We start from the raw sequence: 15,349 nt of genomic DNA, 5'->3' as shown, positions 1-15,349 counted from the left end.
TTTTTTCGTCGAGAAGTTTCTCACCCTCGAAATCAAAGGACTTAACGCGACCGTCTGGAGAGACGATGATGCTCGATGAGAATCTGGCCCGCATTCGTGCGCACCGCAACAACATCCACCGCTACCGGCGCCTGCTGAAGACCAGGCTGTCGGAGCTGGAGCGCCATTTCATCGAGAGGCGCCTCGCAGAAGAGCAATCGGCGCTCGATGCCCTGACCGCAGCGATCTTTCCTGTCAGCTTCCGCGCCCCGGGAGCGCCGGCCAATGCGACGGGGATGGCGCAATGAACAGTCAGCGAGACCTGCTCATTCGAGGCAGCGAGAAGGTCATTGGCCATTACGAGCTGCTTCTTGCCAGCGCGAAGAGCGAGCATGAGCGCGAGCTCTATCGCCAGCGCATCGAACGCGAGCGGCGGCTTATCCGGGACCTGCAAGACGGGCTGGATCACCGCGCGGCCTGAGCTGGGAGATCATACGTCTGCGACCATTGCAGCGGAAAGCAAACCGCGCTTCCGTTCGCGGATTGCCGCTGCATCCGGTTCAGCGAACGAGGCGGTTGGGGCCCGCGAGCGCACTGCTCGGTTCGGCCGCTGGCGCCACCCTCACCGTGGCGGTGAGCGGCGTACCGTCGCGCAGCAGAGTGAGCTTCACATCCTCGCCGACGCGCGCAAGGCCGATCGTGTTGCGGAGCTGGGCGGCGGTGCGTATCGGGCGGTCGTCGGCGCCGGTGACGATATCTCCCTTGCGCAAGCCGGCCCTCTCTGCCGGCGAATCCGCGGCGATCTCGGCGACGACGGCGCCTTGATTCAGTCCCTTGTTGAGTGACGGATGCAGGTCCTTCAGCGAAACGCCGATGCGGCCGCGCTCGACGCGCCCCTTGGCGATGATCTGCTCCATCACCTTGCGCGCCATGTTGACCGGAATGGCAAAGCCGATGCCGACATTGCCGCCCGCGGGTGAGATGATCGCCGAGTTGATGCCGACGAGTTCGCCGCGCAAGCTGACCAGCGCTCCGCCGGAATTGCCGGGATTGATAGCTGCATCGGTCTGGATGAAATCCTCATAGCCCTGCTTGCCGAGGCCGGTGCGCCCCAGCGCGCTGACGAGCCCCGATGTCACGGTCTGGCCGAGGCCGAAGGGATTGCCGATCGCAAGGACGAAATCACCGACCTCGAGCCCGTCGCTATCCCCGAAGGGAAGCGCCTTGAGCCCGGCCGGACTCTGGACCTGGAGCACCGCGACATCCGTGGGCGGATCACGGCCGATGACCTTGGCGGAAAACTGCCGGCCGTCCTTGGTCGTGATCTGAACCGCGGAGGTGCCTTCGACCACGTGATTGTTGGTCAGCACATAGCCGCGCTGGGCATCGACGATCACGCCGGAGCCGGTCGCATTGACCTCCTTCTCGATTTGCCGGGGAACGTCGAAGAACTCGCGGAAGAGCGGATCGCGATAGAGCGGGTTGTCCTCGCGCACGCGCCCGTGCACGGAAATGTTGACCACGGCGGGCGTGACCTGACGCACCAGCGGCGCCAGGGTCGGCACCGAGCCGCCGGTCTTCATATCCGGAATCTGGCCGGCGGCAGGCTGCGACGCTGTGAGCGTCAGCACCAGCAAGGCCAGGAAAAGCAGACGCACAGCATTCATCATCTTCACCTGCCGCTTGGTATTGTGTGGATATTCGAGACCTTGGTGGCTTCAGCCTTCGTCGCGTGGTGCGACGATCCAGCCCTGCAGAGCCAGAAGCGGAACGACCCAGGCTGCCGAGGATTGGCCGAGCAGCACGAGTCCGAGAACGGCGGGCGTAAACATCATGCGGCCTGCCTCTCCGCGGCGGCCCATGGCCGCCGCAGCCGCATCGGCACGCCGCCGCCGCGCGGTGGGTCGTCGTTGTCGTTGTCACCGTCACCGTCGAGCTTGCGCAGGGCGGCCAGAATGTCGGCGAGCCGGACCGTGTGGCTCATGCCGGGAATCTCGCGCAAGGCCGGACAGGATTCGACCGCGTACATGTCGGATGCCCAGGACGACAGGATGATGCGCTTCTCAGGCGTGGAGAGCTCCTCGGCATTCAGGACTTCGGTAGGCGAGTTGTAATGGGCCGCAGGGTGAAACAGCGGATTGAGAGTGCCGATATTGGTATTCACGTTGGTCATTGGCGGTGCCTCCCTCAAACTCCTTTCCATAGGGGACGGGGTTGTTGACTGCGGGACGGCGGGGCCAATCGCCGCCGCCCCGCTTGACACTAATGCGTATTGATCGCGATGCGCTTGACGCCTTCGCGCGCCTTCTCCGATTTCGGCAGCGACACGGTCAGGACGCCGTCCTTGAACGACGCCTCGGCCTTGTCCTCCTCGACGCCCTCCAGCGGGATCTGCCGCTCGAAGGCGCCGTAATAGCGCTCGGTGAAGTACCTGCCTTCGCCGTTGCGCTCCGCCTTCCGCTCGCCGCGGACTGTCAGGACGCCATTGGCGATCTCGACCTGGACGTCCTTCTCAGTCAGGCCGGGAAGCTCGGCCGAGATCGTCATCGTCTTGTCGGTCTCGCTGAGCTCGAGCTTCGGCCAGCCGAAGCGACCTTCCATCAGCGGCGACAGGCCGGTCCCGCCGAAGCCACGGAAGACGTCGTCGAACAGACGGTTCATCTCGCGGTGAAGCGTCAGGAACGGATCGAAATTGTCGCGCGCCGGCGCGAGCTCCTGGTTTCTCGACCAGGGAATGAGATCACGAAAAGCCATGGTTCTCTCCTTCATGCATCGGGAGCGCGGCCCGCGCATCCGCGCGCCGCGTCCGCCGTGGACCGATCGAGCGCTCAGGCTGCTTTCTTCTGCTCGATCTGCGATGCCGCAGGAGCGCCGCCCGCGATCGGAATCCGGCGCGGCTTCATCGCTTCCGGAACCTCGCGGACGAGGTCGATGATCAGGAGCCCGTCCTGGAACGAGGCTTGCTTGACCTGGACGTAATCGGCGAGATTGAACACACGCCGGAACGGACGCGCGGCGATGCCCTGGTACAGGTATTCGCGCGCAGCGGTCTCGGGCTTCTTGCCCTCGATGGTGAGCGCGTTCTGCTCGGCCGTCACGGTGATATCGCTGGCGCCGAAACCTGCCACCGCAAGGCTGATCCGGTAGTGGTCTTCGCCGGAGCGCTCGATGTTGTAGGGGGGATAGTTGTCCTCGGTCGCCTGGCGCAGCGTGCTGTCGACGAGGTCGGCCAGGTGATCGAAGCCGATGGTGGAGCGCCACAGGGGCGCGAAGTCGAAACTGGTCCTCATAACCAAGTCCTCCAAAGAGCAAGATGGATACGAAGGAGCGCAAGGCGGGGATTCAGACGGGTCCGAAAAGACCAGCCCGGCGCCCGTGCCGGACCCGATTTTGGCATCCGGCACACCGCTCTCGCGGCGAAAAACGACTTAGAAAACCGGACATCGGTTTCAAGAGGGGGCCGGAAGATTTTTTTGTGCCCACCCTGGTCAATGGCGCCGGGGGGCCATCCCTTTCCGCCGCGGCGGCCGGCTCCCGAGGCGCCGGCGGCGGGCACTCGGCGTCGATGATGCAGTAAAATACAGATAAATTGTCGATCTGGATAAAGGCCAGGGTTGCCTCTCATGCATCTGGACCGGCGCATGACGACGATCGCGCTGCTCGCGACCGTAACGATGTGCGCGGCGCACGCCGGCGGCGTTGCCATCTCGCCCTCCAATCTGAATGCGATCGGAACGATCGACGAGCGCTTTCAATCCTACAACATCGAGATGGTGGAGGTGACCGGCGGACGGTTCTGGCGGCCTTATCCGCCAATGGGACGTGCTTTCGATGGGCGGGATCGTTACAGCGGGCGACCGCCGATCGATCTCGCCAATGCGCGACTGCGCCTGCTCGCCGCGGCGTTGTCGCCGGCTTATCTGCGCGTGAGCGGCACCTGGGCCAATGCAACGTTCTTTGCCGAGGCGCCGGGAAAGCCGCCGCCGGGATATGGCTCGGTGCTCAGCCGCGCGCAGTGGCACGGCGTCGTGGAGTTCGCGCGCGCTGTCGATGCGGAGATCGTCACCTCGTTTGCGATCAGTCCCGGCAGCCGCGATGCCAATGGCGTATGGAAGCCGGACCAGGCGCAGCAGCTGATCGACACCACGCGCGCGCAGGGTGGCCGCATCGCCGCCGCCGAATTCATGAACGAGCCGACGCTCGCAGCGACCGGCGGCGCACCGGCGGGCTATGACGCGACCGCCTATGGCCGCGACTTCAAGATCTTCCGCGACTGGATGCGGCGCGCCACGCCTGAGACGCTGATCCTCGGCCCCGGCTCGGTCGGCGATGCACCGTCGCCATCCGGGTCGGGCATCACCACACGCGACCTGCTTGCCGCATCCGGTTCCGGCGTCGATCGTTTCTCCTATCACCATTACAACACGATCTCGCCGCGCTGCGGCGGGCACGATGATCCGGCGCAGGCCCTCTCGGAGGACTGGCTGGCGCGCACGGATGCGACGTTCGGCACTTATCAGGCCCTGCGCGACGCATTCGAGCCGGGCAAGCCGATCTGGCTGACCGAGACGGCCGATGCGGCCTGCGGCGGCAACCGATGGGATCGGACCTTTCTCGACACCTTCCGCTATGTCGACCAGCTCGGACGCCTGGCGAGGGCCGGCGTCCAGGTGGTGATGCACAACACGCTGGCCGCCAGCGATTACGGCCTGCTCGACGAAACGACGTTCCGGCCGCGGCCGAGCTACTGGGCCGCGCTGCTCTGGCGCCGGCTGATGGGAACGATTGTGCTCGACGCAGGAAAGGCTGCTCCGCGCGGTCTCCATCTCTATGCGCAGTGCCACCCGGCCGTGGCAGGTGCGGTGTCGCTGCTCGCAATCAACACCTCGCGTCGCATGTCACACGCGCTGACGCTTTCGGATTCCGCCGAACGGTACACGCTGCATGCGGCGCGGTTGCAGGGCACGGCTGTGCAGTTGAACGGCAAGAGGCTCGCGCTGACGACGGATGGCCAGCTGCCCCGGCTCGAGGCACGCGCAACGCCGCCGGGAGCAGTCAAGTTTGCGCCGGCGACCATCACCTTCCTGGTGTTTCCGAACGCTGCAAATCCCGCTTGCTCGTCCGGGCGCTCAGGATCTTAGCGAATCCCGCGCCGTCTCCGGCGCCATCAGCGTCGCGATGATCGTGACGATCGACAGCGCGACGATGTAGACCGATACCGCCCAGTACGAGCCGGCCCACGCCAACAGCGCAGCCGCGATCAGCGGCGAGAAGCCGCCGCTCAGCGCCGCCGCGACGTTGGCGCCGAGCGAGGCCCCGCTGTAGCGCACCTGGGTGCGGAACAGCTCCGGCATGAACGCGGCCTTCGGCCCGAACAGCAGCGCATGGGTGAGAGTCATCGTGACGACGAGCGCGAGCGTGATCAGCGCCGGCTCCTTGCTGTCGAGGAACCAGAACAGCGGAAAGGCCAGCGCGACCGAGAAGACGCCGCCGGCGAGATACAGCGCCTTGCGTCCGAAGATGTCGGACAGCCAACCCGCGAGCGGCAAGGTCGCGAACTCGACGATCGCGGCATAGACCACGGCATCCAGGATCACCTGCCGTGGCAGACCGAGCTTCGTCGTCGCGTAGACCACCGTGAACACGGTGAGGAGATAAGCGAGCCCGACCTCCGACACCGTGATGCCGATCGCGAGCAGAAAGCTGCGCCAGTCGCGGCGCAGCACCTCGAGGGCCGGCTGCGCCAGCACCTCCTTGCGTTCGACGATCTCCTTGAAGTGAGGCGTCTCCGCGAGCTTGAGCCGCACGATGAAGCCGACGCCGACGAGCAGAATGCTGATCAGGAACGGCACGCGCCAGCCCCAGCCGAGGAAGTCCGCCTCGGGCAGCTTCGTCATCAAGGCGAAGATGCCGGTGGAGGCAGCGACGCCGATGGGAAAGCCGACCTGCACCAGGCTGCCGTAGAAGCCGCGGCGATTGCCGGCGTGCTCGATCACCATCACGACCGCGCCGCTCCACTCGCCCCCGAGCCCGATGCCCTGAACGAAACGAAGGATCACGAGCAGGATCGGCGCCCAGACCCCGATCTGACCGTAGGTCGGCAGGCAGCCGATCAGGAAGGTGCCGAGTCCCATCGCGATCATGGTCGCAACCAGCATGGTCTTGCGGCCGAGCCGGTCGCCGTAATGCCCGATGATCGCGCCGCCGATCGGCCGCGCGACGAAGCCGACCGCGTAGGTCGAGAACGCCGCCAGCGTGCCGACGAGGGGATCGAAGCTCGGGAAGAAGAGCTTGTTGAAGACCAGCGCGGCCGCCGTGCCGTAGATCAGGAAATCGTACCATTCGATGGCGGTGCCGAGCGCGCTCGCCCAGACCACATGCGCCGTCGTCGATCTCTCCGCCGCCGCGGAGACCCCCGTTGCCGTCGTCATGGCCTGCCCCAAAAGGTTCCACACGGCATAATGGCCAATCGTAGGTAGGGTTGCAACCTGCCCGCGCATTTGACTGCTCTCGCCCAGACGCTGCGCAGCACTGAAGGCGCGATGACGCGCGTCTTCGACGCACTATGGTGATGCGCTGTAGAGCCGGGGCCTGCGCTTCCTCAAGCAGCCCCGCGCGGCATGGGTCCGGGCTCTGCGCAGCAGCGCAAGAGCGCCGCGGCGCGTCCGGGACACGAGAGCGTTCGGAGCAACTGCTCGTCCAGCCGTCATTGCAAGGAGCCCTTGCGACGAAGCAAATCCAGAATCCCTCAACGGAAGACTCTGGATGCTTCGCTGCGCTCGCAATGACGGTGGTGAGGCAAGTGTGCATCCCCTGCCTCACGATCGTCGTCGTGGCGTTCGCCAGTGCGGAACTGCCACTTTTTATTCGTCATTGACAAATTCATTCGCCTTTATCTAATTAACCACCAGAACGACCAGCCGCGCCAAGCGGCCCGAAAGAGCGAGGAAACGACGATGAGAGGGTTTTTGGCCTGTGCTGTGCTCGCGGCCATGACTTCGACTGCCATGACCAATGTTGCGATCGCGCAAGTCTCCGACGACGCGGTGCGGATCGGCGTGCTGACGGATCTGTCGAGCTGGGGCCGCGACAATAGCGGGCCGGGCTCGGTCGAGGCGGCCAAGATGGCCGTGGAGGAATTCGGGCCAACCGTGCTCGGCAAGCCGATCGAGATCATCAGTGCCGACCATCAGATGAAGACCGACGTCGGCGTCCAGATCGTGCGCGGCTGGTTCGACAACGGCAAGGTCGACGCCGTCGTCGACATCCCCAATTCCGGCATCGCCATCGCCGTGCACAACATGGTGCGCGAGCGCAATAAGATCGCCCTGCTCTCCGGTCCCGGCGCGAGCTCGCTGACAGACGAGCTGTGCAGTCCCAACACAGTGCATTTCACCTACGACACCTATGCGCTGTCGAAGGTGACGGCTTCGGCCGTCATCAAGGAAGGCGGCAAGTCCTGGTACTTCATCACGGCAGACTATGCCTTCGGCCAGCAGCTCGAGAAGGATGCCACGCGCTTCATCAACGAGATGGGCGGCAAAGTGCTCGGTGGCGTCAAGCACCCAACCAACACGGCGGACTTCTCCTCCTTCGCGCTGCAGGCGCAGAGCTCGAAATCCGACGTGGTCGCTTTCGCCAATGCCGGCCAGGACACCGACAACGCCATCAAGCAGTCCGGCGAGTTCGGCCTGGTCCAGGGCGGCCAGAAGCTCGTCGGCCTCTTGATGTTCGACACCGACGTGCACGCGATCGGGCTGAAGGCCGCGCAGGGCACCTACATGACCACGGCATCGTATTGGAACATGGACGAGGCCACCCGCGCCTGGTCGAAGAAGTTCTACGAGCGCACCAAGGTGATGCCGACCATGATCCAGACCGGAGTCTACGGCTCGGTGCTGCATTACCTGAAAGGCATCAAGGCCGCAGGCACCGATGATCCGGCCAAGGTGATGGCCAAGATGCGCGAACTGCCGATCGAGGATATCTTCGTTCACGGCGGCAAATTGCGCGAGGACGGCCGCGTCATCCGCGACATGTATCTCGCCAAGGTAAAAAAGCCCGAGCAGTCCAAGGAGCCGTGGGATTATCTGGACATCGTCAAGACCGTGAAGGGCGAAGACGCCTTCCGCCCGGTCTCCGAATCCAAATGTCCGCTCCTGAAGAAGTGAGGTGAGCGATGACCGGCAACGAGCATAGCGCCATTGAGACTTACGAGTGCGACGTGCTCGTGGCCGGATCGGGTTGCTCCGGCATGTCGGCCGCGATCACCGCGCGCTATCGTGGGCTCGATGTGCTGATCGTCGAGAAGGAGCCGCGCTTCGGCGGCACCACCGCGCGTTCCGGCGGCTGGCTCTGGATTCCCGGCACCTCGCTGGCGAAGGCCTATGGCATCGAGGAGACGCCGGAGCAGGCCCGCACATACTTACGCCACGAGGCCGGCAACAATTACGATGCGGCACGCGTCGATGCATTTTTATCGGCCGGCCCCGAGGCGGTCGAGTTCTTCACCACCAAGACGGCGCTGCGTTTCGACATGCCGCTGGTGTTTCCCGATTATCACGCCGAAGCGCCCGGCGGCGCGCAGGGCGGCCGCTCCATGGTGACGCGTCCATTCGACGGCCGCGAGCTCGGCGACCTCATCAAGACCCTCGGCACGCCGCTGCCCGAGCTCACCGTGTTCGGCATGATGCTGGGCTCCGGCAAGGAGATCATCCACTTCATGCGCGTGACGAAGTCGCTGACCTCGGCCGTTTATGTCGCCAAGCGGCTGTCGCGGCATTTCATGGACGTGCTGCGCCACGGCCGCGGCATGACGCTGACCAATGGCAATGCGCTCGCAGGGCGCCTCGCGAAATCCGCGCTCGATCTGAAGATTCCGATGTGGCTGTCCTCACCGGTGCGCGAGCTGACGGTCGAGAACGGCGCCGTGACTGGCGCGATCGTTTCGCGCGAGGGACGCGAGGTGCGCGTTCGTGCAAGGCAAGGCGTCGTGCTCGCCTGCGGCGGCTTTCCGCACGACGTGGCACGCCGCAGAAAAATGTTTCCGCACGCGCCGACCGGCAATGAGCACTATTCGCCCGGGCCCGCGGGCAATACCGGCGATGGCCTGCGCCTTGCGGAAAGCGCCGGTGGGCGCATCGAGGATCGCCTGCCGAACGCGGCAGCCTGGGTGCCGGTCTCGCTGACTACGCGCAAGGATGGCTCGAAGGGCGTGATGCCGCATTTCATCGACCGCGCCAAGCCCGGCGTGATCGCGGTGATGCGCGACGGCAAGCGTTTTGCCAATGAAGGCAATTCCTATCACGACTTCGTCCAGGCCATGGTCAAGGCGGCCAAACCCGGCGAGGAGATCGCCGCCTTCCTGGTCTGCGACCACAAGACGCTGCGGAAGTATGGCCTCGGCTGCGTGCCGCCTTTCCCGATGCCGCTGGGTCATCATTTGAATACCGGCTACCTCATGCGCGCCGACACGCTGGAGGCGCTCGCGGCGAAAGCCGGCATCGATGCGAAGGCGTTCGCCGAAACCGTCAGGCAGTTCAATGCGACGGCGCCGCTGGGACACGACACCGCCTTCGGCAAGGGCTCGAAAGCCTATAACCGTTACCAGGGCGACGCGCTGCACGGGCCCAACCCTTGCGTCGCGCCGATCGAGAACGGCCCGTTCTACGCCATCAAGATGGTGATCGGCGATCTCGGCACCTATGCCGGCATCGTCACCGACGAGAACGCGCGGGCGTTGGATGCCGAAGGCCGCGTCATTCCCGGCCTCTATGCCGCCGGCAACGACATGGCAAGCATCATGGGCGGCAATTATCCCGGGGCCGGCATCACCCTTGGGCCGGCGCTGACCTTCGGCTACATTGCCGGCCGTCATCTTGCCGACAGCGCCGCCAAGCGCAACGCGGCGTGAGCGAAAACGCCGGGAGGCACATGAACAGAGAGAGCCGCGGCATCCAGTCGATCGAGGTCGGCGGAGAATTGCTTCGCGCGCTCGCAAGAAGCGGCGAGCCGATGATGCTGCGCGATCTCGCGCGCGAGGCCGGCATGACGCCGGCCAAGGCGCATCCCTATCTCGCCAGTTTTTCGCGTATCGGCCTGATCGAGCAGGACGAGACCACCGGCCGCTACGAGATCGGCGCGCTGGCGCTGGAGCTCGGCCTGATCAGCCTGCGCCGGCTCTCCGGCGTCCGCATCGCACGTCCCAAGATCGCGGGCCTCGCGAGCCAGATCGGCCACGCAGTCTCGCTCGCGGTCTGGGGCACGCACGGCCCGACCGTGGTTCAGCTCGAGGAGCCGGCCCAGCCGGTGCACATCGTGATGCGCGTCGGCTCCGTGATGGCGCTGCTGGAGACTGCGACCGGCCGCGCCTTCGCGGCGTTCCTGCCGGAGAAGACGATCAATGCCGCGCTCGAAAGCGGTCTCGACCGTCACGGCGTCGGCTACAATCCAAAGCGCGCCGTGAAAGGCGCGAAGGTTGCCGAGATGCTCGCTGAGGTCCGCACGCACGGGCTCGCCCGCGCGCTCGGCGATCCCCTGCCCGGCGTCAACGCATTCTCGGCGCCGGTGTTCGACCATTCCGGCCACGTCGCGCTGGTCATCACCGCGATGGGGCCGGAAGGAACGTTCGACGCGCGCTGGGACAGCCCGATCGCAAATGCGCTGCGCGATTGCGCCGGCGGCATCTCGAAGCGGCTCGGCCACGGCATGACGGTCGCGGCGGAGTGAGAGGCAGTGAGCCCTACTTCTCCTTCACAGGCACCGTGTAGTTCAAAACCAGCCGGCCGCCATCCGGATAGATCGTCTGTCCGGTGATGTAGGACGCATCGTCGCTGGCAAGGAACGCCACCACGGAGGCCACCTCGCTCGGCTCGCCGCCACGGCCCGCCGGCGTACGCGACATCACGGTCTTGCCGGCCTCCTCGGAAGTGTAGGTGGACGACGCCACCAATCGGTCAGGATCGTGCCGGGCCCGACCGCGACGACGCGGATGTTGTGCGGGGCCAGTGCGACGGCCGCGACGGAGGTGAGCTGCTTCATGCCGCCCTTGGAGATGGCATAGGTCGCAAGCGTCGGGTTCGCCAGCAGCGCATTCACCGAGGACATGTTGATGATGACCCCGCCGCCACCTTGCGCAATCATCTGCTTCGCCGCGGCCTGCACGCCGAAGAACGCGCCTTTCAAATTGATGCCGATGATCTCGTCGAAATCCTGCTCGGTGATATCGAGAATGTCCTGATTGCGGGCGACGCCGGCGTTGTTGACCATGATGTCGAGCCGGCCGAACTCCCGGACCGCGGTGGCGACCGCGCGATCGACGTCCGCGCGCCGCGCGACGTGGCACGGCAGGGCATACAGCTCCTCGGGCTTGCCCAGGGAAACGGCCAGGTCGTGCCGTTGCCCATGTCACCGGGAATGCGGGGAAAGCGTGCTTCCAGCATCAGGATTCCGAGCGGCGCGCCGTACACGGCCTTGCCGACGCGGGCGATGCGGGCGGACGGATTGACTGAACTGGTCATGCTGCGGCCTCAGAGGAAACGTCCGGGTGCGAAGGGGCCGAGCGGAATCTCCGGCGTCTTGCCGCTGACAAGCTGGGCGACGAGCCGGCCGGTACGGGCCGAGCCGACCAGGCCGACATGCCCGTGGCCGAAAGCATAGACGATGTCGCGGGAGGCGCGCGCATAGCCGATGCAGGGACGTCCGTCCGGCATGCTGGGGCGATGGCCGAACCAGGTCTTGATGCGCGAAGCTGGGATGTCCTTCGGCAACTTCGGGAACATCCCGAGAAGGTGGTTGCGCAAGATTTCGGCCCGCTTCCAGTTCGGTGCGGCCTCGAGGCCGGCGATCTCGACCGTACCGGCGGCGCGCAGGCCCTTGTTGGTCCAGTTCACCACCATCTTGGCGTCGGATGCCATCATCGAGCTGCGCGGACCTACTTCCGGATTCTCAATCATGACGTGATAGCCGCGCTCAGTCTCGAGCGGGAGGGAATCGCCGACCGACGCGGTGAGTTGCCTCGAGCGGGCACCAGCCGCGACCACCGCGGCATCGCAAGGAATCTCGCCGGTCTCGGTGAGAACAGCCACGAGCTTGTTGCCGTTTAGCTTCAGCCCGGTCGCCTTGGCCCGCACGTGCTTCGCGCCACCGGCGATCGCATGGTTGGCGAGGGCGGCGACATAAGCCCCGGGATCGCGGCAGCGGCCGGCCTCCTCCACCACCACGCCAAAGGTGTAGCGCGGATGCAGGTCCGGCTCGCGCTGGCGCATCTCGTCGGCATTGAGCTCCAGCCATTCGACTCCGACCTTCTTGCGCAGGCGCCAGCCGAGATCGTCGTCGAAATTGCCGCGCGAGGTGAAGACATGCATCACGCCGTTGCGCTCGATCAGTTCGGGCACGCCGGCTTCTTCCGCGAGCTTGCGGTGCAGCAGCGGCGCGTCCTTGAGGAGGGCGCGCAGCGCGAACGCCGTCGTCTCGACCCGCGCCTCGGTCCAGCCGGACAGCAGATACTTGACCAGCCAGGGCAGCGCCTTCGGCAAATACGACCAGCGGATCGCGAGCGGGCCGAGCGGGTCCATCAGATAACCCGGCACCTTCTTCCAGACGCCTGGCTCCGCCGGCGGAATCACCGAATGCGAGGACAGCCAGCCGGCATTGCCATAGCTCGCCGCCTGTTCGCCGCCAGGCTCGCCGGGATCGATCAGTGTGACGCGATGGCCCTCGCGCAACGCCTCGATGGCGCTGATCACGCCGACCGCGCCGGCTCCGATGATCGCAACGTGGCGACCGGCCGCCATCGCCTTAAGCCTTCACCGCCGGCGTGAAATCCTTGCCGACCGAGATCGCGCGCGGATCGATGATGCAATGGAGGATCGACGGCTTGCCCGAAGCCAGCGCGCGCTCGAACGCCGGTGCGAACTCTTCGGTGCGCTCGACGCGCTCGCCATGGCCGCCGAACGCCTTGGCGTACATCGCAAAGTCGGGGTTCTTGAGCTGGGTGCCGACGACGCGGCCGGGATAGTCGCGCTCCTGGTGCATACGAATGGTGCCGTATTGCGAATTGTCGACGATGATGACGATCAGCGGCGCATCGTATTGCACGGCGGTGGCGAATTCCTGACCGTTCATCAGGAAGCAGCCGTCGCCGGCAAAGGCGACGACGACACGGTCCGGATATTGCCGCTTGGCGAGCACGCCCGCGGGCACGCCGTAACCCATCGAGCCCGAGGTCGGCGCGAGCTGGGCGGCAAAGCTATGGAAACGGTGATGGCGATGGATCCAGCCGGCATAATTGCCGGCGCCGTTGCAAACGATCGCATCCTTCGGCAAGCGGTCGCGCAGCCAGGTCATCACCTGGCCGTACTGGAACTTGCCGGGCAGCTCGCGCGCCTTCTCGGTCCAGGCGAGATAATCGGCATGCGCCTTGGCTGCCTCGCCCTTCCAGGCCACGGTTCCAGCCGGCTTCAGCGTCTCGACGGCGGCGGCGAAGGCGGCGGGCGTCGCCTGGATCGCCAGCGCCGGCTGATAGACGCGGCCGAGTTCTTCCGAGCCTGGATGCACGTGGATCAGCTTTTGCCGCGGAGTGGGAATGTCGAGCAGCGTATAGGAGGAGGACGGCATCTCCGACATGCGGCCACCGATCAGCAGGATGACGTCGGCACCCTCGATGCGCGCCTTCAGGCCCGGGCTCGGTCCGATACCGAGGTCGCCGGCATAGTGCGAATGGTCGGCATCGATCAGCGAGGCCCGGCGGAACGAGGTCGCAACCGGCAGGTCGAACCGCTCCGCGAATCGCGCGATGCTCTTCGCCGCGTCATCGGTCCAGCGCGAGCCGCCGAGAATGACGAGCGGCGCCTTGGCTGCCGCGAGCATGGCGCCGAGCTTTTCGATATCGGCCGGCGCGGGCCAGCTCACCGCGGGCTCGATGCGCATGGCGTCGGCAACAGCCGCGGTCTCGGTCAGCATGTTCTCCGGCAGCGCGATCACCACGGGACCGGGGCGGCCCTGCATGGCGACGCGGAACGCGCGCGCGACCAGCTCCGGAATGCGGTCGGGGCGATCGATCTCGACCGCCCATTTCGCCATCGAGCCGAACATCGCTTTGTAGTCGAGCTCCTGGAACGCCTCGCGCTCGCGCATGCCGGTATCGACCTGGCCGACGAACAGGATCATCGGCGTCGAATCCTGCATCGCGATGTGGACACCGTGGCTGGCATTGGTCGCGCCGGGACCGCGGGTGACGAAGCAGATTCCAGGGCGCCCCGTGAGCTTGCCATAGGCCTCCGCCATCATCGCAGCGCCGCCTTCGGCGCGGCAGATCACGACGTCGATCGGGCTGTCATGCAGCGCATCGAGGGCCGCGAGATAGCTCTCGCCCGGCACGCAGGTGACGCGCTCGACGCCTTGGGCGACGAGCTGATCGATCAGGATCTGGCCCCCGGTGCGGGTGTTGCGAATGGTCATATCGGCTCCCTCGAGGCTCTGGCGATGCGCCCTTGTTCGGGGAACTGGCCTAGGACAGGCCGAGAGAGTGCGCAAGGTCGAAAGGCTTCTCGCAGCCTGCGCAGGCGTCATGCCCATCCTTACCGTTTGCACTACAGGCCCTGCCGCGGCCATGATGGCGAGCCTCGGCATCTTCGTCTACGATCGGCCGACCCAAATCGTCTGGAGCAGCGGAATGCAAACCATCGGCCTGATCGGCGGCATGAGCTGGGAGAGCACCGCGCTTTATTACAAGCTCATCAACGAGCGCGTCCGCGACCGCATGGGCAAGCTGCATTCGGCTCCGCTGCTGATGTATTCCTACGACTTCGAGGAGATCAAGCAGATGCAGTATGGCGGCCGCTGGCAGGAGGCGGCGGCCAGTCTGGCGGAAGTCGCGCGGCGCCTCGAAAGCGTCGGCGCGCGGGCGATCGTGTTGTGCACGAACACGATGCATAAACTAGCGCCCGAGATCATGTCGAGCGTGACCGTGCCGTTCATCCACATCGGCGACGCGACGGCGCAGCGGATCCGGGCCAGGGGATATCGGCGGGTCGGGCTCCTCGGCACCAAGTTCACGATGGAGGAAGACTTCTACATCGACCGATTGCGCGCGCACGATCTCGACGTTCTGATTCCTCCCGCGGACGAGCGCGCCGAGGTGAACCGCATCATCTACGACGAGCTGTGCCTCGGCAACGTCGCTGCGCAGTCGCGCCGCCGCTACCGCGAGGTGATGGCGGCCCTCGTCGCCCGTGGCGCAGAGTGCATCATCCTCGGCTGCACCGAGATCACCATGCTGGTCGGTGCGGACGACACGTCAGTCGAGACGTTCGACACCACCGCCATTCACGCAGAGACGGCAGCCGATTTCGCAATCGGCTGATCTGAT

Annotated in this window: 14 protein-coding genes and 2 pseudogenes; 7 read left to right on the top strand and 9 right to left on the bottom strand. The window is 65.6% G+C overall.

The window, feature by feature from the left end:
* The first annotated feature begins 65 nt into the window (after positions 1-65).
* Both EAV90_RS16755 and EAV90_RS39540 read left to right on the top strand, forming a co-directional pair.
* On the top strand, positions 66-287 hold the full coding sequence (locus EAV90_RS16755) for a hypothetical protein (protein ID WP_376707291.1): 222 nt from the start codon (positions 66-68) through the stop codon (positions 285-287).
* Complete coding sequence (locus tag EAV90_RS39540) at positions 284-460, top strand: hypothetical protein (protein WP_164936970.1); 177 nt, start codon at positions 284-286, stop codon at positions 458-460. Before EAV90_RS16755 ends, EAV90_RS39540 begins: the two co-directional genes overlap by 4 nt.
* Before the next feature lie 79 nt (positions 461-539).
* On the opposite strand, the gene EAV90_RS16750 is transcribed toward EAV90_RS39540, so the two are convergent.
* From EAV90_RS16750 to EAV90_RS16735, 4 genes are all read right to left on the bottom strand, one after another.
* The gene (locus EAV90_RS16750) at positions 540-1,646 is read right to left on the bottom strand and encodes a trypsin-like peptidase domain-containing protein (RefSeq protein ID WP_129144055.1); all 1,107 of its coding nucleotides are present in this window, start codon (positions 1,644-1,646) and stop codon (positions 540-542) included.
* Between the two features lie 164 nt (positions 1,647-1,810).
* On the bottom strand, positions 1,811-2,152 hold the full coding sequence (locus tag EAV90_RS16745) for a hypothetical protein (protein ID WP_129144054.1): 342 nt from the start codon (positions 2,150-2,152) through the stop codon (positions 1,811-1,813).
* A gap of 89 nt (positions 2,153-2,241) precedes the next feature.
* Positions 2,242-2,733 carry an Hsp20/alpha crystallin family protein gene (locus tag EAV90_RS16740; RefSeq protein WP_122401820.1) on the bottom strand — a complete coding sequence of 164 codons (492 nt, stop codon included), beginning with the start codon at positions 2,731-2,733 and terminating at the stop codon, positions 2,242-2,244.
* Between the two features lie 74 nt (positions 2,734-2,807).
* Positions 2,808-3,269: an Hsp20 family protein gene (locus EAV90_RS16735; protein ID WP_122401819.1), complete on the bottom strand. Its 462-nt coding sequence runs from the start codon at positions 3,267-3,269 to the stop codon at positions 2,808-2,810.
* A gap of 351 nt (positions 3,270-3,620) precedes the next feature.
* Between EAV90_RS16735 and EAV90_RS16730 the strand changes: the two genes are divergently transcribed.
* Positions 3,621-5,120 carry a glycosyl hydrolase family 79 N-terminal domain-containing protein gene (locus EAV90_RS16730; protein WP_245509544.1) on the top strand — a complete coding sequence of 500 codons (1,500 nt, stop codon included), beginning with the start codon at positions 3,621-3,623 and terminating at the stop codon, positions 5,118-5,120.
* On the opposite strand, the gene EAV90_RS16725 is transcribed toward EAV90_RS16730, so the two are convergent.
* Positions 5,109-6,410 (bottom strand): MFS transporter, encoded by a 1,302-nt coding sequence (locus EAV90_RS16725; RefSeq protein WP_129144052.1) that lies wholly within the window; start codon positions 6,408-6,410, stop codon positions 5,109-5,111. The two genes, EAV90_RS16730 and EAV90_RS16725, sit on opposite strands and share 12 nt — an antisense overlap.
* 525 nt (positions 6,411-6,935) lie before the next feature.
* On the opposite strand from EAV90_RS16725, the gene EAV90_RS16720 reads away from it, so the two are divergent.
* From EAV90_RS16720 to EAV90_RS16710, 3 genes are read left to right on the top strand one after another with little or no spacing between them, the layout of a single operon-like run.
* The gene (locus EAV90_RS16720) at positions 6,936-8,150 is read left to right on the top strand and encodes an ABC transporter substrate-binding protein (RefSeq protein ID WP_122401816.1); all 1,215 of its coding nucleotides are present in this window, start codon (positions 6,936-6,938) and stop codon (positions 8,148-8,150) included.
* 8 nt (positions 8,151-8,158) lie between these two features.
* The gene (locus EAV90_RS16715) at positions 8,159-9,892 is read left to right on the top strand and encodes an FAD-dependent oxidoreductase (RefSeq protein ID WP_129144051.1); all 1,734 of its coding nucleotides are present in this window, start codon (positions 8,159-8,161) and stop codon (positions 9,890-9,892) included.
* A 20-nt stretch (positions 9,893-9,912) separates the two neighbouring features.
* On the top strand, positions 9,913-10,707 hold the full coding sequence (locus tag EAV90_RS16710) for an IclR family transcriptional regulator (protein WP_122401814.1): 795 nt from the start codon (positions 9,913-9,915) through the stop codon (positions 10,705-10,707).
* A gap of 13 nt (positions 10,708-10,720) precedes the next feature.
* Here the strand turns inward: EAV90_RS16710 and EAV90_RS16705 are convergent.
* The 4 genes and pseudogenes from EAV90_RS16705 to EAV90_RS16690 form a co-directional block, all read right to left on the bottom strand.
* Positions 10,721-11,316, bottom strand: a pseudogene (locus EAV90_RS16705) (SDR family NAD(P)-dependent oxidoreductase); the annotation flags it as partial.
* Between the two features lie 38 nt (positions 11,317-11,354).
* A pseudogene (locus EAV90_RS40615) lies at positions 11,355-11,498 on the bottom strand (aspartate/glutamate racemase family protein); the annotation flags it as partial.
* Between the two features lie 9 nt (positions 11,499-11,507).
* On the bottom strand, positions 11,508-12,773 hold the full coding sequence (locus tag EAV90_RS16695; protein ID WP_129144050.1) for an NAD(P)/FAD-dependent oxidoreductase: 1,266 nt from the start codon (positions 12,771-12,773) through the stop codon (positions 11,508-11,510).
* A 4-nt stretch (positions 12,774-12,777) separates the two neighbouring features.
* Positions 12,778-14,439 carry a thiamine pyrophosphate-binding protein gene (locus EAV90_RS16690; protein WP_129144049.1) on the bottom strand — a complete coding sequence of 554 codons (1,662 nt, stop codon included), beginning with the start codon at positions 14,437-14,439 and terminating at the stop codon, positions 12,778-12,780.
* Between the two features lie 214 nt (positions 14,440-14,653).
* On the opposite strand from EAV90_RS16690, the gene EAV90_RS16685 reads away from it, so the two are divergent.
* The gene (locus EAV90_RS16685; protein ID WP_129144107.1) at positions 14,654-15,343 is read left to right on the top strand and encodes an aspartate/glutamate racemase family protein; all 690 of its coding nucleotides are present in this window, start codon (positions 14,654-14,656) and stop codon (positions 15,341-15,343) included.
* Positions 15,344-15,349 lie beyond the last annotated feature (6 nt).

It is taken from the genome of Bradyrhizobium vignae (assembly GCF_004114425.1).
In the GTDB taxonomy this organism is placed as follows: domain Bacteria; phylum Pseudomonadota; class Alphaproteobacteria; order Rhizobiales; family Xanthobacteraceae; genus Bradyrhizobium; species Bradyrhizobium vignae.
The sequence above is the reverse complement of the archived record's forward strand: the minus strand, read 5'-3'. Positions and strand labels throughout refer to the sequence as shown.